Source organism: Streptomyces johnsoniae (assembly GCF_031845565.1).
GTDB classification, from domain to species: Bacteria; Actinomycetota; Actinomycetes; order Streptomycetales; family Streptomycetaceae; genus Streptomyces; species Streptomyces johnsoniae.
The window spans coordinates 406,334-424,026 of record NZ_JAVREV010000004.1 but is presented as its reverse complement, the minus strand read 5'-3'; the positions used below and the strand labels follow the sequence as shown (position 1 = coordinate 424,026).

Here is a 17,693-nt window from a genome sequence, read left to right as displayed (position 1 = left end):
GACCGACGGGTGTACCAGTCCGGCGAGGCCGAAGAAGGCTGTGGAAGCCGCGGAGCCGGAACGGATGCGCGATAAGCTCACCCGGCTGGAGAAGAACCTGTAGTGATGGTGTCCGAGGGGGGACTTGAACCCCCACGCCCTTAATCGGGCACTAGCACCTCAAGCTAGCGCGTCTGCCATTCCGCCACCCGGACGGGGTGTGTGTCGCCTGGGTGTGCGCCCCGGTGACGTGGAAAACCATAGCAAAGTCCTGGGGTGGTGATCTCCCCGGGCATCGGCGGGCGGTGGGCCTTGGGGGGAGAGAGGGGTCGGGGGAGTATGGAGGCGGAGCCCACAGCAGGAGGAGGCAGCGTGAGCCAGTCGAGCCCGACACCGGATCATGACGGAGGCAGTCGGCGCGCGGAGGAGGAGGTGGTCGGTCTCTGCCGCGACCTGATCCGGATCGACACCAGCAACTACGGGGACGATTCCGGGCCGGGGGAGCGGGCCGCCGCCGAGTACGTGGCCGAGCAGCTTGCCGAGGTCGGGCTCGAACCGCGGATCTTCGAGTCGCGGCCCGGCCGCGCGTCCACCGTGGCGCGGATCGAGGGTGCCGATCCCTCCCGGCCCGCGCTGCTCATCCACGGGCACACCGACGTGGTGCCCGCCAATGCCGAGGACTGGACGCACCACCCGTTCTCCGGGGAGATCGCGGACGGCTGTGTGTGGGGGCGGGGCGCCGTCGACATGAAGGACATGGACGCGATGACCCTCGCCGTCGTGCGCGAGAGGCTGCGCACGGGCCGCAAGCCGCCGCGGGACGTCGTGGTGGCCTTCCTCGCGGACGAGGAGGCGGGGGGCGTGTACGGGGCGCGTCATCTCGTCGATCACCACCCGGAGCTGTTCGAGGGGGTCGACGAGGCGATCAGCGAGGTCGGCGGCTTCTCGTTCACCGTGAACGAGAACCTGCGGCTCTACCTCGTCGAGACGGCGCAGAAGGGCATGCACTGGATGCGCCTGACCGTCGAGGGCACGGCGGGGCACGGATCGATGACGAACAACGACAACGCGATCACCGAGCTGTGCGAGGCGGTGGCGCGACTCGGGCGGCACAAGTTCCCGGTCCGGGTCACCAAGACCGTGCGGTCCTTCCTGGACGAGTTGTCCGACGCGCTGGGCACCGAGCTGGACCCGGAGAACATGGAGGAGACGCTGGACAGGCTCGGCGGCATCGCCAAGATCATCGGGGCGACGCTCCAGAACACGGCGGCGCCCACGCAGCTCGGCGCCGGGTACAAGGTGAACGTGATTCCCGGGCAGGCCACCGCGCACGTCGACGGGCGGTTCCTCCCCGGTTTCGAGGAGGAGTTCCTGGCCGACCTGGACCGGCTGCTCGGGCCGCGGGTCAGGCGCGAGGACGTGCACGCCGACAAGGCGCTGGAGACCACGTTCGACGGGGCACTGGTCGAGGCCATGCAGTCCGCGCTGCAGGCGGAGGACCCGATCGCCCGTGCCGTTCCGTACATGCTGTCGGGCGGGACGGATGCGAAGTCCTTCGACGACCTCGGCATCAGGGGCTTCGGGTTCGCGCCGTTGAAGCTGCCCCCGGAGCTGGACTTCGCCGGGATGTTCCACGGTGTGGACGAACGGGTGCCCGTTGACGGACTGAAATTCGGCGTTCGGGTGCTGGACCGATTTCTGGACCAATGCTGAGCTTTTGCGACCGGTCATAATCGATCAGGCGTCCGGTGTTCCTCAAGGTGAGTGAAAGACCGGAAGGTTTCGTGCCCTCGTTTCACTCCTCCTCGTTGCAGCAAGTGCAGTCCCCGGCTGGGACCGCATTGTCAACAAGGAGGAAGAATGATCAAGAAGGTCGTCGCTGTTGCGGCTGCCACCGGCGGTCTGATGCTGGCTGGGTCGGGTCTGGCGCTCGCGGAGTCCAACGCCGGAGGGGCCGCTGTCGGTTCTCCTGGTGTCCTCTCCGGGAACGTCGTGGAGGTGCCGATCAACCTCCCGATCACCGTCTGCGGGAACACGATTGACATCATCGGCGTGCTGAACCCGGCCTTTGGCAACACCTGCATCGTCAAGTGAGGTTCTGCCCCACTTCTTGAGGGCTTGAGCCGCGGCCCCGGAGGGCGAGCACCGCTCACTCCGGGGCCGTTCCGGCTGCACAGTCAGGCCGCGGGTGCCCTCACACCCCCACCCCGCGTCCATGAGAATCGAGGCAGGGGAATCACCATGCGACAGGTCACGAAAAAGGGCCTGATCACCGTAGCCGCCGCGGGCGGTCTGCTCGGCCTGGCGTCCGGCTCGGCACAAGCCGAGTCGAACGCGGGCGGCGCCGCCGCGAATTCGCCCGGGGTGGCCTCGGGCAACACCATTCAGGCACCGGTCAACGCGCCGGTCACGCTCTGCGGGAACACCGTGAACGTGGTCGGCGTGCTCAATCCGGCGTTCGGCAACAACTGCGTCGTCGGCGGCGGCTCCGGCGGCGGCCCCGGTGGTCCCGGCGGGGGCGGCGGCGCCGAGGCGAGCGGAACGGCGGCCGGGTCACCCGGCGTGGCTTCGGGCAACAACATCCAGGCGCCGGTCAACGCACCGGTGACCGCGTGCGGCAACAGCGTCTCGGTCGTGGGCGTGCTCAACCCCGTGTTCGGCAACGGCTGCGCCGTCGACGCCGAGGCGCCTGCGCCTCCGGCGCCGCCTGCGCCACCGGTCTCGCCGGAGGCTCCCGAGGAGCCGACCGACCCGGCCCCACCGGCCGAGCCGGTGGACGAGGAGCCGGCCCCGCTGCCCGCCGACCCGGCGCCGGAGGCGGTCCCGGTCAGCGACGCTCAGGACCCGGCCGGTGAGCTGGCGGCGACGGGCGGCGGCCTGCCGGTCGCCGGGGTACTCCCGCTGGGTGCCGGCCTGCTGTTCGGCGGTGTGGTGCTCTACCGGCGCGGCCGGCTGGCGCGCCAGGGCTGATCCGTGAAGGTACGGATACGACGAGTGGGCCCCGCCCGTTGGCGGGGCCCACTCGTCACCATGTGGCTCGCAGTTGACGGATGATGCGACGCCGCAGCCGCACCCGGCGGCTGCCGTCCGGATACAGGCGGAGCCGGGCCAGCTCCCAGTGGCCGTACTCCGCGTGATCGGTCAGCAGGCGGGTGGCGGCGGCACGGGAGACCCCCCGTGGCACGTACACATCGCGAAACTCATATTCCGGCATCGTATCTATTGTGCGGGCAAGCCCTGGATGCCGATACCGTCTGCACCATGTCTGATGCTGTGCAGCCGACCGCTGCCGAAGTCCGCGCCGCCGCCGACGCGCTCAAAGAGGCGATCGACCGGCATCTCGCCGCCATCGAACGGCGAGCCGAGGCGCCTGAGGCGGAGGCCGAGGCGGACGCCGCGGTGTTCGCCGCATTCAACGAGATGGCCGCCGCGGGCGAGGCGTACGACGAGCTGCTGTACGACGCCTACGACGAGGTCACCCCGTTCGAGGTGCCGGAAACGGACGGGGGAGCGGTGTACGCGGGACCGGAGGAGCCGGACGCCCTGAGCGTCTTCATCCGACGGGACTACACGGTGGTCGAGCCGCGGCGGCTGCTGGCGCAGGCACAGCGCGTCGCGGAGCTGGACCCGGACGCCACCGACGGGGACGAGGCGGACGGCGAGGAGGGCGCGGGCCGGAGCATGCAGACCGCGCTCGGCGTGCTGTTCGGCGAGTTCGACCCGGACGAGATCGCCAGCAGATACAAGGAGTTCGGCCTCGACGAGGGCGACTCGACGCTCTGGGTGACGGCCGGCGACGAGCCGGCGGAGCCCGGCGAGTGGCTGACCGCCCCCTTCGAGTCGGTCGATCCCGAACGCGTCCTCTGCCGCTTCGACATCAGCGAAGCCTTCGAGGAGGACGACCTGGACCCCGCCGACTGACGGCCCTCAGGGGGCCTGCGCCGCGGAGGCCGCCTGCTCGCTCAGCAGCGCGCGCAGGCGGGTCGTGCGCGGGTGCGCGGGCGGCTCGGCGACCGCCCGTGCCAGACCCGGCCCCGTGCCCTGCACGACGGACAGGTGGCGCTCCCCGCGGCTGAACGCCGTGTACACCCAGGCGCGGTCGATCGCCGCCGACGCGTCGCCCGGCAGGACCACGACCGCGGCGGGCCAGCGGCTGCCCGCCGCCTGATGCGCCGTCAGGGCCCAGCCGTGCCGCACCGTGTCGGCCACCCGCTCCTTCGCCACGCGGAACCTGCCGTCCGCCCCGTCGAGCCACAGGCCCTCGCCGTCCGCGTCGGCCACGGTCGCCAGGCGCGTGTGCCCCGGGGCGGGGGAGTGGGCGACCCGGTCCCCCGGATCGAAGCCGCCGAACGTACCCGGCCCCGGATTCAGCCGCTCCTTCAACGCCGCGTTGAGCGCGCGGGTCCCCGCCGCGCCACCGTGCCCCGGCGTGATCACGCGCACGTCCGCCGCCGGCACCCCGAAGGCGCGCGGCACCGATTCGGTGACCAACTGCGCCGTGCGGTGAACGGCCTCGCCCGCGTCGCGCACCGGCACGATCACCACTTCCTTGTCCGGGGCGGCGACTTGGTGCAGCTCGCCCACGCCGATACCCGAGACCAGCTCGCCCACCGGGCCGGGGTCCGGCGTTCTGGAACGGACGTGCGGCACGCCGCCCGCGGCCAGCACATCGGCCAGGACCTGGCCCGGGTCGGCCGCGCCGAGCAGCTGCGGATCGCCGCTGAGCACCAGGCGCGCGCCGTCCGGCAGCGACTCCACCAGGGCGGCCGCGGCCTCGGCTCCGAGCCGGTCGCAGTCCAGCACGGCCAGCAGGTCGACGGCGAACAGCCCGTCCTCGTCGCGCCCCGGGCCCTCGGCGCCGTCGAGCAGCCCGCCGACGGTCACGGCCGCGTCGGCGGGCAGCAGGGCGGCGAGCCGCCGTCTGCCGTCCTCGGTGTGTGCCGCGGCGCAGGCGCGCAGGCCGAGCGCGCGTGCGGCCGTGACGAGCGCGGCCGGCTCGGCGCGCGCCGCCTCGCCGCCCGTGTGGACGACCAGGGCGCTGCGGGCCGCGGCGCCGATCAGCTCGGCGGCGGAGGGCGACGGCGCCGCGGCGGCCGCCCCGGCCCAGTCCTGGCCGCCGTCCGCCGCGGGCCCGAACGTGCCGCGCAGCCGGGAGAGTCCGTCCGCCAGGCTCTCCTCGGCGAGCGCGTACCGTTCGAGGCCGAGCAGCACGGACACGGGCGGGGCCTCGTCCTCGCCGGCCGCAGGGCCGCCAGGCAGCGGGTGCTGGAAGACCAGGACCGTACCGGCCTCGATGGCGTCGCGGACGGCCGCGTCGGGGTCGGGCACCGCGTGCTCGGCCAGGCTCTTCGCGACGGACGCGGGCTCGAGCGCGGTGTGCCCGGCCGCGGCGGCCCGCTCCATCAGCCATGCCGTCAGCGCCCGCGTCCTGCGCTCGTCCCCCGGCGTGCACTCGGGCCCGAGCAGCGCGCGGGCGAATCCGTCGGCCTGCTCGGGGCGCACGCCGTCCACGGCGAGCAGCCGCCACGGATCGGCCGCCAGCTCCTCGGCGGCGCCCTCGCCCAGAGCGGCCACCACCCGTGGCGCCAGGGCGTCCGGCGCGCCGCCCCGCGCGAGCAGCTCGGGCACGGCGGCCGGCACGTCCACCGGGCGGGCGGCCCCCGCCGCCGGCCCGCCTGGCCGCACGGCGCCTGGCCGCGTCGCGGCCGGCCCGGGCGGCGGGGGCGCGGGCCGGGTGAAGAACGAGGCGGCCGGCCGTTCGCCGCTCTCCACGGCCTGCACGGCCGCGCGCAGTTCTGCCGCGGGGTCCTTGGCGGCCGCAGCCGCGGCCGCGGGCTCGTCGGCGGGCTCGTCGGCGGGCACGGCGTTCTCGGCGGTCACAGCGAACTCCAGTCCTGGTCGGGGTACCGGTGCACGGGCGCCGAGACGTCGTCCAGCGCTCGGCAGATCTCCTCAGGAAGGCTAAGGTCCTCCACTGACAGCGCCTCGCCGAGCTGGTGCACCGTCCGGGCGCCGACCAGCGGCGCCGCGACGCCCGGCCGGTCCCGCACCCAGGCGAGGGCGACGTGGAGCGGCGTGACCGCGAGGCCGTCGGCCGCTATGGTCACGGCGTCCACGATCCGGCCGGCGGCCTCGTCGAGGTAGGGCTCGACGAACGGCGCCAGCTGCTCGGACGCGCCCCGCGAGCCGGCCGGCGCCTCGCCCCTGCGGTACTTGCCGGTCAGGACGCCGCGGCCGAGCGGCGAGGAGGGCAGCAGCCCGATGCCCAGGTCGAGGGCGGCGGGCAGCACCTCGCGTTCAACTCCGCGCTGGAGGAGGGAGTATTCCATCTGCGTGCTGGCCAGGCGGGTGCGCGCGCCGGGCGCGGCCAGCTGCCAGGTTGCGGCCTTGGCGAGCTGCCAGCCGCAGAAGTTGGACACTCCGGCGTACCGGACCCGGCCGCTGCCCACCGCGATCTCCAGGGCCTGGAGCGTCTCCTCCATGGGCGTTTCCGGATCGAACGCGTGCACCTGCCACAGGTCGACGTAGTCGGTGTTCAGCCGTTCGAGGGAGGCGTCGAGCGCGGACAGCAGGTGCCCGCGGGAGGCGTCGAAGCGCCGGTCGGGGTCGGGCACGCTGCCGGCCTTGGTGGCGATCACGAGGTCGCGCCTGGGCACCAGCCCGTCGAGCAGCCGCCCCAGCAGGTACTCGGCGCCGCCGTCCCCGTAGACGTCCGCGGTGTCCACCAGGGTGCCGCCCGCCTCCCAGAACGTCTTCAGCAGTTCCGCGGCGTCCTGTTCCCCGGTGTCCCTGCCCCAGGTGAGGGTGCCGAGTCCGAGCCGCGAGACGCGCAGGCCGGTGCGGCCCAGGTGCCTGAGATCCATGAGCGTTGAGCGTACTTGCGGCCACACGTTACAGTCCGGGGGGACGGGTGGGTTACTGACGGGTAAGAGCGGGCTGGAGGAGCGCACATGCGACTCGGAATCAACCTCGGCTACTGGGGAGCCGGGATGGACGCGGACAATCTGGCCGTGGCCCAGGAGGCCGACCGGCTCGGCTACGAGGTCTGCTGGGCCGCGGAGGCGTACGGCTCGGACGCGCCCACGGTGCTCTCCTGGGTGGCCGCGCAGACCAGCAGGATCGACGTCGGCGCCGCCATCATGCAGATCCCGGCCCGGGCCCCGGCCATGACGGCGATGACCGCCGCCACCCTGGACGCGCTCTCCGGCGGCCGGTTCCGCCTCGGCCTGGGCGTCTCGGGGCCGCAGGTGTCCGAGGGCTGGTACGGCACGGCGTTCGACCGGCCGCTCGCCAGGACCCGCGAGTACGTCGAGATCGTCCGAAAGGCGATGTCCCGCGAACGGCTGACCCACGAAGGAGAGCACTGGACGCTTCCCCTGCCCGGCGGCCCGGGCAAGCCGATCAAGCTCACCGTCCACCCCGTTCGCGAGCGCATCCCGCTGTACATCGCGGCCATCGGCCCGAAGAACCTGACGCAGACCGGCGAGATCGCAGACGGCGCGCTGGTGCTCTTCCTCGCGCCCGAGCACGCCGAGGAGACCACGCTGGCGCCGCTGCGCGCCGGGCGGGAGAAGGCCGGGCTGACGCTGGACGGCTTCGACGTCGTGCCGACCGTTCCCATGGCCGTGGGCGAGGATCTGGACGCGCTCGCGGACCACTTCCGCCCCTACACCGCGCTCTACGTCGGCGGCATGGGCAGCAGGGAGCAGAACTTCTACAACCGGCTGGCGCAGCGCATGGGGTACGAGAAGGAGGCCGACGAGATCCAGCGCCGCTACCTGAGCGGGGACCGGGACGGCGCGGCCGCGGCGGTGCCCCGTTCGCTGATCGACGCCACGACGCTCATCGGCCCGCTGCCGCGGATCGCCGACCGGATGCGGGCATACGCGGAGTCGGGCACCACCACCCTGTCGCTGATGCCCGCGGGCTTCACGCTCCAGGAACGGATCGCCGGACTGCGGGCCGGAGTCGAGGCCATGGAACGGGCCGGGCTCGCCTGAACCCCGCTGATCTACGCTTGCCGCATGCCCACCCTGCTGCTCATCCGGCACGGCCGGACCACCGCCAATTCCGCAGGCGTCCTCGCCGGCCGCGCGCCCGGCGTCCGGCTCGACGGCCACGGCACGGAGCAGGCCGCCGCGCTCCCCGGCCGGCTGGCCGGCATTCCGCTGGCCCTCGCCGTGCACAGCCCGCTGGAGCGCTGCGTCCAGACGCTGGCCCCGCTGCGCGAGGCGCGCCCCGGCCTTCCGGTGCACGCCGAGCCCCGCGTCACCGAGTGCGACTACGGAGAGTGGACCAACCGCACGTTGAAGGAGCTGGCCGGGGAGCCGCTGATGGCGACCGTCAGGAGCCAGCCGTCGGCCGTGGTGTTCCCCGGCGGGGAGGCGATGCGGGAGGTGCACGCCCGCGTGGTCGCGGCGGCCAGGGAGTGGGACGCCAGGGTCGCGGCCGAGCACGGCCCCGAGGCGGTGTGGCTGATGTGCACCCACGGTGACAACATCAAGGCGATCGTGGCGGACGCCCTCGGCCTGCACCTCGACCTGTTCCAGCGCATCGTTCCGCACCCGGCGTCGGTGACCGCCATCCGTTACGGCGAGCCGCCGCTGCTGCTCAGGTTCGGCGACACCGGCAGCCTGGAGGAGTTCGTTCCGGACACGGAGGAGGCCGCGCGCGATGCCGCGGAGGCCACCGAGGCTCCCGTGGGCGGTGGTGCCTGACCACGGTGATCGCGAACCGCAGTAGGGTGCCAGTGTCTCAAGCAGTCGACCCAACGGAGCAGTACGTGTCCCGTCAGGTGTTCCTCTACGACCCTCCCGAACGCTTTGTCGCCGGGACGGTCGGGCTGCCTGGCCGCCGTACCTTTTTCCTTCAGGCATCGGCGGACGGCCGCACGACCAGCGTGGCCCTGGAGAAGGCCCAGGTGGAAGCCCTCGCCGAGCGCATCGACGAGCTGCTCGACGAAGTGGTGCGGCGTGCGGGCGGCAACACGACCGTGCCCGCCGTCGCGCCCGCCGAGCTGACCGACACGGGGCCGCTGGAATCCCCCGTCGAGGAGGAGTTCCGCGTCGGCACCATGGCCTTGGCCTGGGACAGCGACAGCGAGCGCATGATCGTCGAGGCCCAGGCCCTCGTCGAACTCGAAGCCGAAACCGAGGAGGCCTTCGCCGAGGCCGAGGAGCGGCTCCTGCGGGACGACGAGAACGGCCCGCCCATGCTGCGCGTCCGCCTCAGCGGAACGATGGCCCGTGCCTTCGCCAAACGCGCCCTCGAAGTGGTGAACGCCGGCCGCCCGCCCTGCCCGCTCTGCAGCCTGCCGCTCGATCCGGAGGGACACGTATGTCCGCGCCAGAACGGATACCGCCGCAGCCGGGTGTGACGGCCGACGAGGTGCTCTCCCGCGGCGAGTTGACCGTCCACGGACGCATCGTGGACGCCTCCAACACGGTGCTGTACGCCACCGCGGAGTGGGCGGGTCAGCGCCTCGGCTGCGTCTATAAGCCGGTCTCGGGGGAACGCCCGCTGTGGGACTTTCCCGAGGGCACCCTCGCGCAGCGCGAGGTCGCCACGTACGAGGTGTCCCGAGCCCTCGGCTGGGACCTGGTGCCGCCCACGGTGCTGCGGGAGGGGCCGCTGGGGCGCGGCATGTGCCAGCAGTGGGTGGGACCCGCGCCGGGCGCGGAGGGGGCAGGCGAGGGTCCCGACTCGCTGCTCGCGCTGATCGACGCCGAGGTGCCGGAGCCGGGCTGGAAGGCCGTGGGTCTGGCCCAGGTCGGGGCCGGGCAGACGGCCCTGCTGGTCCACGCGGACGACGAGCGGCTGCGCCGGGTGGCGGCGCTGGACGCGGTGATCAACAACGGTGACCGGAAGGGCGGGCACCTGCTGCCGCTGCCCGACGGCCGCCTGTACGGAATCGACCACGGCGTCACGTTCCACACCGACAACAAGCTGCGCACCCTGCTGTGGGGCTGGGCGGGCGAGCCGCTGCCGCCCGCCGTGCACGAGTCGCTGCGCACCCTCGACGCCGAACTCGCGGCGGACCGGCCGCTGCTGACGCGGCTGCGCGCCCTGCTGACCCCCGATGAGTGCGAGGCGCTGCGCGCCAGAACGGCCGCGCTCCTGCGCACCGGGCGCTACCCGGAGCCCAGCGGGGAGTGGCCGGCGATTCCGTGGCCCCTGGTGTGATCCCGCCCGGCCCTGTCGTGACCGCGGCGGCATGCGGTTAGGCTCGGGGCATGCATGCCTGGCCAGCCTCAAAGGTTCCCGTTCTGCCCGGTCAAGGCCGTGATCTCTCGATTCACGACACCGCGACGAACGGCCGGGTGACCCTCACCCCCGGACCGGTCGCCCGGATCTACGTCTGCGGCATCACCCCCTACGACGCCACCCACATCGGCCACGCGGCCACCTACACCGCGTTCGACCTCGTGCAGCGGGTCTGGCTCGACACCAAGCGCCAGGTGCACTACGTGCAGAATGTCACCGATATCGACGACCCGCTCCTGGAGCGGGCCGCGGCGACCGGCGTCGACTGGTCGGCGCTCGCCGAGCGCGAGACCGCCCTGTTCCGCGAGGACATGACGGCGCTTCGCGTGCTGCCGCCGCGCGACTTTGTCGGTGCCGTCGAGTCGATACCGGCCATCGTTCCCCTCGTCGAGCGGCTCAGGGCCACCGGCGCCGCCTACGACGTCGACGGTGACGTCTACTTCTCGGTCCAGGCCGACCCGCGCTTCGGGTCCGTCTCGCGGCTGGACGCCGCGGCGATGCGGACGCTGTCGGCGGAGCGCGGCGGTGACCCGGAGCGGCCGGGCAAGAAGGACCCGGTGGACCCGCTGCTGTGGCGCGCCGCCCGGCCGGGGGAGCCGTCCTGGGACGGCGCCTCGCTCGGCCCCGGCCGGCCGGGCTGGCACATCGAGTGTGTGGCCATCGCGCTCGACCGGCTCGGGATGGGCTTCGACGTGCAGGGCGGCGGGACCGATCTGGCGTTCCCGCACCACGAGATGGGCGCCTCGCACGCGCACGTCCTCAGTGGCGCCCACCCCTTCGCCCGCTCCTACGTGCACGCCGGGATGGTGGGCTACGAGGGCGAGAAGATGTCGAAGTCGAAGGGGAACCTGGTCTTCGTCTCGCGGCTGCGGCAGGACGGGCAGGACCCGGCGGCGATCCGCCTGGCCCTCCTCGCGCACCACTACCGCGCCGACTGGGAGTGGACGGAGGCGGTGCCGGCCGCCGCGATGCGCAGGCTCGCGCACTGGCGGTCCGCGGTGTCCCGCCCCGAGGGGCCGCCCGCCGAGGGGGTCGTGGAGGAGATCCGCGGCGCGCTGGCGGACGACCTGGACGCGCCGGCGGCGCTGGCCGCCGTCGACCGCTGGGCCGACGCCCAGGTCCGCGAGGGCGGCGGCGACCCGGGCGCCCCCGGCGTGATCAGCAGGGCCGTGGACGCCCTGCTCGGCGTGGCTCTCTGACAGCTCCGCGGCCGGGGCCCGGCGGCTGATCAGTCGTCCGGGTCCCCGGCGCCCGGCTCCTGCCCGCTCTGGTCCGACTCCGGCGGGCGTCTGCGCGGTCTGGTGCGCCCGCTGCCCGGGTCGCGGAGGTAGGAGCCGGTGTCCCCGGCGGGCGGCTGCCCGTCGCGGCGGCGCAGATACCGTTCGAACTCCTTGGCGATCGCCTCGCCGGAGGCTTCGGGCAGCTCCGCGGTGTCCCGGGCCTCCTCAAGCGACTTCACGTACTCGGCGACCTCGCTGTCCTCCGCGGCCAGCTGGTCCACGCCGATCTGCCAGGCCCTGGCGTCCTCCGGCAGGTCGCCCAGTGGGATGCCGACGCCGAGCAGGTCCTCGAGCGCGTGCAGCAGCGCCAGCGACGCCTTCGGGTTGGGCGGCTGCGCGACGTAGTGCGGAACGGCCGCCCACAGCGTCACCGCGGGCACCCCGGCGTGCGTGCAGGCTTCCTGGAGGATGCCGACGATGCCGGTGGGCCCCTCGTATCTGGACTCCTCCAGGTCGAGGGAACGGGCCAGGTCCTCGTCCGACGTCACGCTCGTCACCGGCACCGGCCGGGTGTGCGGGGTGTCGCCGAGCAGGGCGCCGAGCACCACCACCATCTCCACGCCCAGTTCGTGCGCGAAGCCGAGGATCTCGTTGCAGAACGAACGCCAGCGCATGCTCGGCTCGATGCCGCGCACCAGAACGATGTCGCGGCGCGGTACCGGCCCGTGCTCCGAGCCGATCCGCACCACCGACAGCCGGGTCGTCGGCCAGGTGACGCGGCGCACCCCGCCGTCCAGCCAGATGTGCGGGCGGTTGACCTGGAAGTCGTAGTAGTCCTCGGCGTCCAGCGCCGCGAACACTTCCCCCTTCCACTCCCGCTCCAGATGAGCGACCGCGGCGGAGGCGGCGTCACCAGCATCGTTCCAGCCTTCGAACGCGGCCACCATGACCGGGTCGACCAGCTCGGGAACTCCGTCGAGCTCGATCACCCAGCGCCTCCTCCCGGCCGGGGCGGGGGAGGTGCTCCCGGCCCGGCTGCCGTAAGTGTTCCGTGCGGCCCCAGCCTACGGCGTGACCGTGCCCAGCCCGCAGTCCTCGTACGCATGCGCACGGTCATCCACGGTGACCGGCCGCTCACTCCGCCGGGTGAACGCCCGGGGCGGCCGGGGCCGTTCATTGCCCGCGCAGCAGGTCCGCGACGCGGGCCCTTACCTCCTCCGTGTCGAGGCCGCGGATCGTCACCGTGGTGCGGCGGCGCAGCACGTCGTCCACGGTTCCGGCCCACTCGCGGTCGCGCGCGTACACCACCTGGGCCCAGATCTCGGGGCCTTCGGGGTGCACGCGTTCGCCGAGTGCCGGGTCCCGGCGGACGAGGTCGGCGATCTCGAAGGCCAGGGAGCCGTAGTGGGTGGCCAGGTGCCGGACCGTCGCCGGGGCGAGGGCCGCGCCCGGATCGCGGTCCGCGAGCAGCCGGTGCGCGACGGCGTCCGGATTGGCGACTCCCGGCAGCGGCACCCGCCGCACCAAATCGCCCACCGGTGCCATGTCCTCGGCGAGCACCGAGCCGGGCAGTTTGGCGACCTTGTCGAGCACGGTCCGGCCGATGTGCCGGTAGGTGGTCCACTTGCCGCCCGCGACGGACAGCATGCCGCCGCTGCCCTCGGAGACGACCGTCTCGCGCCGCGCGGACGTGACGCCGCCGGGACCGGCGGGCAGCACGCGCAGTCCCGCGAACGCGTAGGTGAGCAGGGAACGGGACAGGTGTTCGTCGCGGATGGAGAGGGCGGCCTCGTCGAGGATCTGCCGGATGTCGGCTTCGGTGGCGTGGACCTCGGCCGGATCGCCCTCGTACTCCTCGTCGGTGGTGCCGAGCAGCAGCTGGTCCTCCCAGGGGAGGGCGAAGGTGATGCGGTACTTGTCCACCGGGGTGGCCAGTGCGGCCCGCCAGGGCACCGTGCGGCGCAGCACGATGTGGGCGCCCTTGGACAGCCGGATGCTCGGCTCGGCCCCCTGGTCCTCCATGCGCCGCAGGTGGTCCACCCAGGGGCCGGTGGCGTTGAGCACCAGCCGGGCGGTGACGCCGAACTCGGTGCCGTCCAGCCGGTCGCGCAGGTCGGCGCCGGTGACGCGCCCGCGGGTGAAGCGCAGGCCGGTGACCTCGGCGTGGTTGAGCACGGCGGCGCCGGATTCGACGGCGGCCCTGACGGTCATGACGGCCACGCGCGCGTCGTTCATCTGGTGGTCGCGGTAGACCGCGACGGCCTTCAGGTGCTCCGTGCGCAGCGCCGGGTTGGCGGCCGCGGCCTTGGCGGGGGAGATCACGCGCCCCACGCCGTCGCCGAACGCGGACAGCGCCGAGTAGGCGAACACGCCGGCGCCCAGTTTGGCCGCGCCGTGCGGCCCGCCGCGGTAGACGGGGAGGTGGAACGTGAGCGGGTTGACCAGGTGCGGGGCGACGTCGCGGGAGAGGACGCGCCGCTCGTGGTGGTTCTCCGCGACCAGCCGGACGGCGCCGGTCTGGAGGTAACGCAGCCCGCCGTGGACCAGCTTGGAGGAGGCCGATGAGGTGGCGCCGGCGAAGTCGCCGGCGTCCACCATCGCGACCCGCAGTCCCGACTGGGCGGCGTGCCAGGCGACGGAGGTGCCCAGAATGCCGCCGCCGACGACCAGCAGGTCGTAGGCGGCGCTGGCGAGCCGGTCCCTGGTCTCGGCGCGCCGTTCCGTGGCGGTCGTGGCGACGGCTGCGGCAGCCGGGTGCGGGGTGTTCATCGTCTGTCAGCTCTCCTCGTCGAGCCAGCCCATGGTCCGATTCACGGCCTTGAGCCAGAACTGGTACTCGCGGTCGCGCTCGGCCGCGTCCATCTGCGGGGTCCACTCGGCGGCCCTGCGCCAGTTCGCGCGCAGGTCCTCGACGTCGTTCCAGAAGCCGACGGCCAGTCCGGCCGCGTAGGCGGCGCCGAGACAGGTGGTCTCGGAGACCATCGGCCGGACGACGGGCACGTCGAGGAAGTCCGAGATGTTTTGCATCAGCAGGTTGTTGGAGGTCATCCCGCCGTCGACCTTGAGCGTGGTCAGCTCCATCCCGGAGTCCTTCTTCATGGCGTCGACGATCTCCCGCGTCTGCCATGCGGTGGCCTCCAGCACGGCCCTGGCGAGGTGCGCCTTGGTCACGTAACGGGTCAGGCCGGAGATGACGCCGCGGGCGTCGGAGCGCCAGTAGGGGGCGAAGAGTCCTGAGAAGGCGGGCACGAAGTAGGCGCCGCCGTTGTCGTCGACGGACAGGGCGAGGGTCTCGATCTCGGCGGCGCTGTTGATCAGCCCCATCTGGTCGCGCATCCACTGGACCAGGGCGCCGGTGACCGCGATGGAGCCCTCCAGCGCGTACACGGGGTCCTGGTCGCCGATGCGGTAGCCGACGGTGGTGACCAGGCCGGCGTAGGAGTTGATGGCCTTGGGCCCGGTGTTCATCAGCAGGAAGGTGCCCGTGCCGTAGGTCGACTTGCCCTCGCCGACGGAGAAGCAGGTCTGCCCGAACAGCGCGGCCTGCTGGTCGCCGAGCGCGGAGGCCACCGGAACGCCGTCGAGCGCTCCGCCGCGTGCGGTGCCGAACACCTCGGCCGAGGAACGGATCTCGGGCAGCAGCGCGGTGGGGACACCGATGGAGTTGCAGATCTTCTCGTCCCACTGGAGGGTGCGCAGGCTCATCAGCAGGGTCCTGGAGGCATTGGTGACGTCCGTGACGTGTACGCCGCCCTCGGTGCCCCCGGTGAGGTTCCAGATGACCCAGGAGTCCATCGTGCCGAACATGATCTCGCCGCGTTCCGCGCGCTCCCGCAGGCCCTCGACGTTGTCGAGCAGCCAGCGGATCTTGGGGCCGGCGAAGTAGGAGGCGAGCGGCAGTCCGGTGTCCCGGCGGAAGCGGTCCTGGCCCACGTTGCGGCCGAGTTCGCGGCACAGCGCGTCGGTGCGGGTGTCCTGCCACACGATGGCGTTGTGGACGGGCTCACCGGTGGCCCGGTCCCACAGCAGCGTCGTCTCGCGCTGGTTGGTGATGCCGATGGCCTTGACCTGCTCCTTGGAGATGCGGGCCTTCGCGAGGGCGCCGGCGACGACCTCCTGCACGTTGGTCCAGATCTCGGTGGCGTCGTGCTCCACCCAGCCCGGCTTGGGGAAGATCTGCTCGTGTTCCTTCTGCTCGACCGAGACGACGCGCCCGTCCCGGTCGAACACGATGCAGCGGCTTGACGTGGTGCCCTGGTCGATGGCGGCGATGTACTCGCGCGGGGCGCCCGAGGTGTCGTCGTGTGCGTCGGTCATAACGCGGCTCCTGGTCGTGGTGCGGGCGGGGGCGGGCGGCGGGCGGTCAGAACAGCAGGTTGTGGATGCCGGCCGCGATGGCGGCGCCGACGAGCGGGCCGACGACCGGAACCCAGGCGTAGCCCCAGTCGGAGCCGCCCTTGTTCGGCAGCGGCAGGAGGGCGTGGACGATGCGGGGGCCGAGGTCGCGGGCCGGGTTGATGGCGTACCCGGTGGGGCCGCCGAGGGAGAGGCCGATGCCGACCACGACCAGGGCGACCATGAGCCCGCCGGTGCCGGACATGGTGAGGCCGTCGTTGAGGCCGATGCCGAGGACCAGGAAGATGAGGACGGCGGTCCCGATGATCTCCGTGGTGACGTTCTGCACGCTGTTGCGGATCTCGGGGGCGGTCGCGAACACGCCGAGCACGGGGCCCGGCTCCTGGCGCGAGGGTTCCCGGCGTTCCTCGGTCTCCGCGGCGGCGTCGAACGCCTTGGGGCCCGGGGTCCTGGAGCCGCCGACGACCTTGTGGTGTTCCAGGTGGGCCTGGAAGTGGCCGTAGTACGCGAGCCACACCAGGACGGCTCCGAGCAGCGCACCGGTCATCTCCCCGGCGACGTACGTGGGCACGTCGCCCCACTCGCCGGTGTCGATCGCGAGGCCGAGCGTGACCGCCGGGTTGAGGTGGGCACCGGAAAGCTGGGTAGAGACGTAGAAGCCGGAGAGCACGCCGATGCCCCACCCGAAGGTGATGGCGACCCATCCGGCATCGAAGGACTTCGACTTTCTGAGGACGTTTCCTGCGACCACGCCGCAGCCGAGCAAGACCAGTACGGCGGTGCCGAGGACCTCGCCGAAAAAGATGTCGGAGCTGGACACCCGTGACTCCTTTGTCCTTCGTCCAGGGATTCCTGGTCGACGTCCGTCCAGTGTTCGACAATGTCGACCATCGAACGGGAGTTTTCTCCCCGAAGAGGCTGTCGTCAAGGGTTGGGCGGCAGATACCTCTCGGGTATCCGGATTGTCCTAGAAGCGCCCGGCTCCGAGATCGCGCGACACGGACCTCGCGCAGTCCCGCACCGCGGCGATGAGGCGCGGGCTGAGCGCGCCGTCGGATCGCATGCGCTCCTCGGCGCCCGTGATCCCCACCGCGCCGACCGGCATTCGGCGGCGATCGAGGATGGGCGCGGCGATGGAGGCGACCCCGTCCCACGTCTCGCCGACGTCACTCGCCCAGCCGCGCGCCCGAACGCGTTCAAGTCCGCGCTCGAACTCCGCCGGGTCGGTCACGGTCAGCTCGGTGATCGCCGCGAAATCGCTCTCCATGACCTCGTTGTGCGCGACCGGGTCGTAGGCGGCAAGCACCTTGCCGAGCGCGGTGCTGTGCAGCGGCTGCATCGCGCCCACCTCCAGGACCTGCCTGCTGTCGTCCGGCCGGAAGACGTGGTGCACGATCAGCACGCCCTGCTGGTGCAGCACCCCGACGTACGCGCTCTCCCCGCTGGAGCGCGCCAGGTCGTCCGTCCACACCAGGGCCCTGGCCCGCAGCTCGTGGACGTCGAGATAGCTGTTGCCCAGGCGCAGCAGCTCCGCGCCGAGCTGATAGCGGCCGGAGGAGGGGTCCTGCTCGACGAAGCCCTCCTGCTGGAGGGTGCGCAGCAGGCCGTGTGTGGTTGCCTTGGCGAGACCAATGGCGGATGCGATGTCGGACAGACCCAGCCGCCGCTCGCCGCCGGCGAGGAGCCGCAGGACTGCCGCGGCACGCTCAAGCGACTGGATGGTCCGAGCCATGGGGCCGCCTCCTTGTTCCGGGTAACCCAAGCGCCTCCCGTTCGGCATTGTCGAACACGAGCGGGTCATGCCGATAGCCCCCGGGGGCGAATTGAGTGTACGGCGGTCCCGGGACCTGCGGTGTCTCCCAATCCGGCGGCCCC

17 protein-coding genes and 1 tRNA gene are annotated in these 17,693 nt (G+C 72.7%); 9 read left to right on the top strand and 9 right to left on the bottom strand.

Features of this window, described 5'->3' with window-relative positions; all coding sequences use genetic code 11:
* Positions 1-106: 106 nt before the first annotated feature.
* Positions 107-194, bottom strand: a tRNA-Leu gene (locus RM779_RS10115).
* Between the two features lie 124 nt (positions 195-318).
* Between RM779_RS10115 and RM779_RS10110 the strand changes: the two genes are divergently transcribed.
* The 3 genes from RM779_RS10110 to RM779_RS10100 all read left to right on the top strand — a co-directional run bounded on the left by RM779_RS10110 (position 319) and on the right by RM779_RS10100 (position 2,949).
* Positions 319-1,692: a M20/M25/M40 family metallo-hydrolase gene (locus RM779_RS10110; protein ID WP_311617319.1), complete on the top strand. Its 1,374-nt coding sequence runs from the start codon at positions 319-321 to the stop codon at positions 1,690-1,692.
* Positions 1,693-1,839: 147 nt separating this feature from the next.
* Positions 1,840-2,073: a chaplin gene (locus tag RM779_RS10105; RefSeq protein WP_077062426.1), complete on the top strand. Its 234-nt coding sequence runs from the start codon at positions 1,840-1,842 to the stop codon at positions 2,071-2,073.
* A gap of 147 nt (positions 2,074-2,220) precedes the next feature.
* Complete coding sequence (locus RM779_RS10100; protein WP_311617318.1) at positions 2,221-2,949, top strand: chaplin; 729 nt, start codon at positions 2,221-2,223, stop codon at positions 2,947-2,949.
* A 55-nt stretch (positions 2,950-3,004) separates the two neighbouring features.
* Here RM779_RS10100 and RM779_RS10095 read toward each other — a convergent pair whose 3' ends face one another.
* The gene (locus RM779_RS10095; RefSeq protein WP_077062428.1) at positions 3,005-3,193 is read right to left on the bottom strand and encodes a DUF5703 family protein; all 189 of its coding nucleotides are present in this window, start codon (positions 3,191-3,193) and stop codon (positions 3,005-3,007) included.
* A gap of 47 nt (positions 3,194-3,240) precedes the next feature.
* On the opposite strand from RM779_RS10095, the gene RM779_RS10090 reads away from it, so the two are divergent.
* Entirely contained in the window at positions 3,241-3,900 is a 660-nt protein-coding gene (locus RM779_RS10090) for a hypothetical protein (protein WP_311617317.1), read from the top strand.
* A 6-nt stretch (positions 3,901-3,906) separates the two neighbouring features.
* On the opposite strand, the gene RM779_RS10085 is transcribed toward RM779_RS10090, so the two are convergent.
* Positions 3,907-5,859, bottom strand: coding sequence for a helix-hairpin-helix domain-containing protein (locus RM779_RS10085; RefSeq protein WP_394813263.1), 1,953 nt, complete (start codon positions 5,857-5,859; stop codon positions 3,907-3,909).
* On the bottom strand, positions 5,856-6,842 hold the full coding sequence (locus RM779_RS10080) for an aldo/keto reductase (RefSeq protein ID WP_311617316.1): 987 nt from the start codon (positions 6,840-6,842) through the stop codon (positions 5,856-5,858). The genes RM779_RS10085 and RM779_RS10080 overlap by 4 nt, the downstream gene beginning before the upstream one ends.
* Before the next feature lie 87 nt (positions 6,843-6,929).
* Between RM779_RS10080 and RM779_RS10075 the strand changes: the two genes are divergently transcribed.
* From RM779_RS10075 to mshC, 5 genes are all read left to right on the top strand, one after another.
* The gene (locus RM779_RS10075; RefSeq protein WP_311617315.1) at positions 6,930-7,979 is read left to right on the top strand and encodes an LLM class F420-dependent oxidoreductase; all 1,050 of its coding nucleotides are present in this window, start codon (positions 6,930-6,932) and stop codon (positions 7,977-7,979) included.
* 24 nt (positions 7,980-8,003) lie between these two features.
* Positions 8,004-8,696, top strand: coding sequence for an MSMEG_4193 family putative phosphomutase (locus tag RM779_RS10070; protein WP_311617314.1), 693 nt, complete (start codon positions 8,004-8,006; stop codon positions 8,694-8,696).
* A gap of 65 nt (positions 8,697-8,761) precedes the next feature.
* The gene (locus RM779_RS10065; RefSeq protein ID WP_077062433.1) at positions 8,762-9,355 is read left to right on the top strand and encodes a DUF3090 domain-containing protein; all 594 of its coding nucleotides are present in this window, start codon (positions 8,762-8,764) and stop codon (positions 9,353-9,355) included.
* Positions 9,316-10,161, top strand: a complete 846-nt coding sequence (locus RM779_RS10060) for an SCO1664 family protein (protein ID WP_311617313.1) — start codon at positions 9,316-9,318, stop codon at positions 10,159-10,161. The genes RM779_RS10065 and RM779_RS10060 overlap by 40 nt, the downstream gene beginning before the upstream one ends.
* A 50-nt stretch (positions 10,162-10,211) precedes the next feature.
* Positions 10,212-11,441, top strand: coding sequence for a cysteine--1-D-myo-inosityl 2-amino-2-deoxy-alpha-D-glucopyranoside ligase (mshC, locus tag RM779_RS10055; protein WP_311617312.1), 1,230 nt, complete (start codon positions 10,212-10,214; stop codon positions 11,439-11,441).
* 29 nt (positions 11,442-11,470) lie between these two features.
* Here mshC and RM779_RS10050 read toward each other — a convergent pair whose 3' ends face one another.
* The 5 genes from RM779_RS10050 to RM779_RS10030 form a co-directional block, all read right to left on the bottom strand.
* The gene (locus tag RM779_RS10050) at positions 11,471-12,451 is read right to left on the bottom strand and encodes a PAC2 family protein (RefSeq protein WP_077062436.1); all 981 of its coding nucleotides are present in this window, start codon (positions 12,449-12,451) and stop codon (positions 11,471-11,473) included.
* A 184-nt stretch (positions 12,452-12,635) separates the two neighbouring features.
* Positions 12,636-14,231, bottom strand: a complete 1,596-nt coding sequence (locus RM779_RS10045) for a glycerol-3-phosphate dehydrogenase/oxidase (protein ID WP_311617311.1) — start codon at positions 14,229-14,231, stop codon at positions 12,636-12,638.
* A gap of 6 nt (positions 14,232-14,237) precedes the next feature.
* Positions 14,238-15,779, bottom strand: coding sequence for a glycerol kinase GlpK (gene glpK, locus RM779_RS10040; protein WP_311617310.1), 1,542 nt, complete (start codon positions 15,777-15,779; stop codon positions 14,238-14,240).
* 46 nt (positions 15,780-15,825) lie between these two features.
* Entirely contained in the window at positions 15,826-16,638 is an 813-nt protein-coding gene (locus RM779_RS10035; RefSeq protein ID WP_311617309.1) for an MIP/aquaporin family protein, read from the bottom strand.
* A 147-nt stretch (positions 16,639-16,785) separates the two neighbouring features.
* Positions 16,786-17,550, bottom strand: a complete 765-nt coding sequence (locus tag RM779_RS10030; RefSeq protein ID WP_077062440.1) for an IclR family transcriptional regulator — start codon at positions 17,548-17,550, stop codon at positions 16,786-16,788.
* Between the last annotated feature and the right edge of the window lie 143 nt (positions 17,551-17,693).

Coding starts and splice junctions, on each gene's coding strand:
- RM779_RS10110 (WP_311617319.1), top strand. CDS start 319: ATGGAGGCGGAGCCCACAGCAGGAGGAGGCAGCGTGAGCCAGTCGAGC.
- RM779_RS10105 (WP_077062426.1), top strand. CDS start 1,840: ATGATCAAGAAGGTCGTCGCTGTTGCGGCTGCCACCGGCGGTCTGATG.
- RM779_RS10100 (WP_311617318.1), top strand. CDS start 2,221: ATGCGACAGGTCACGAAAAAGGGCCTGATCACCGTAGCCGCCGCGGGC.
- RM779_RS10095 (WP_077062428.1), bottom strand. CDS start 3,193: ATGCCGGAATATGAGTTTCGCGATGTGTACGTGCCACGGGGGGTCTCC.
- RM779_RS10090 (WP_311617317.1), top strand. CDS start 3,241: ATGTCTGATGCTGTGCAGCCGACCGCTGCCGAAGTCCGCGCCGCCGCC.
- RM779_RS10080 (WP_311617316.1), bottom strand. CDS start 6,842: ATGGATCTCAGGCACCTGGGCCGCACCGGCCTGCGCGTCTCGCGGCTC.
- RM779_RS10075 (WP_311617315.1), top strand. CDS start 6,930: ATGCGACTCGGAATCAACCTCGGCTACTGGGGAGCCGGGATGGACGCG.
- RM779_RS10070 (WP_311617314.1), top strand. CDS start 8,004: ATGCCCACCCTGCTGCTCATCCGGCACGGCCGGACCACCGCCAATTCC.
- RM779_RS10060 (WP_311617313.1), top strand. CDS start 9,316: ATGTCCGCGCCAGAACGGATACCGCCGCAGCCGGGTGTGACGGCCGAC.
- mshC (WP_311617312.1), top strand. CDS start 10,212: ATGCATGCCTGGCCAGCCTCAAAGGTTCCCGTTCTGCCCGGTCAAGGC.
- RM779_RS10045 (WP_311617311.1), bottom strand. CDS start 14,231: ATGAACACCCCGCACCCGGCTGCCGCAGCCGTCGCCACGACCGCCACG.
- glpK (WP_311617310.1), bottom strand. CDS start 15,779: ATGACCGACGCACACGACGACACCTCGGGCGCCCCGCGCGAGTACATC.
- RM779_RS10030 (WP_077062440.1), bottom strand. CDS start 17,550: ATGGCTCGGACCATCCAGTCGCTTGAGCGTGCCGCGGCAGTCCTGCGG.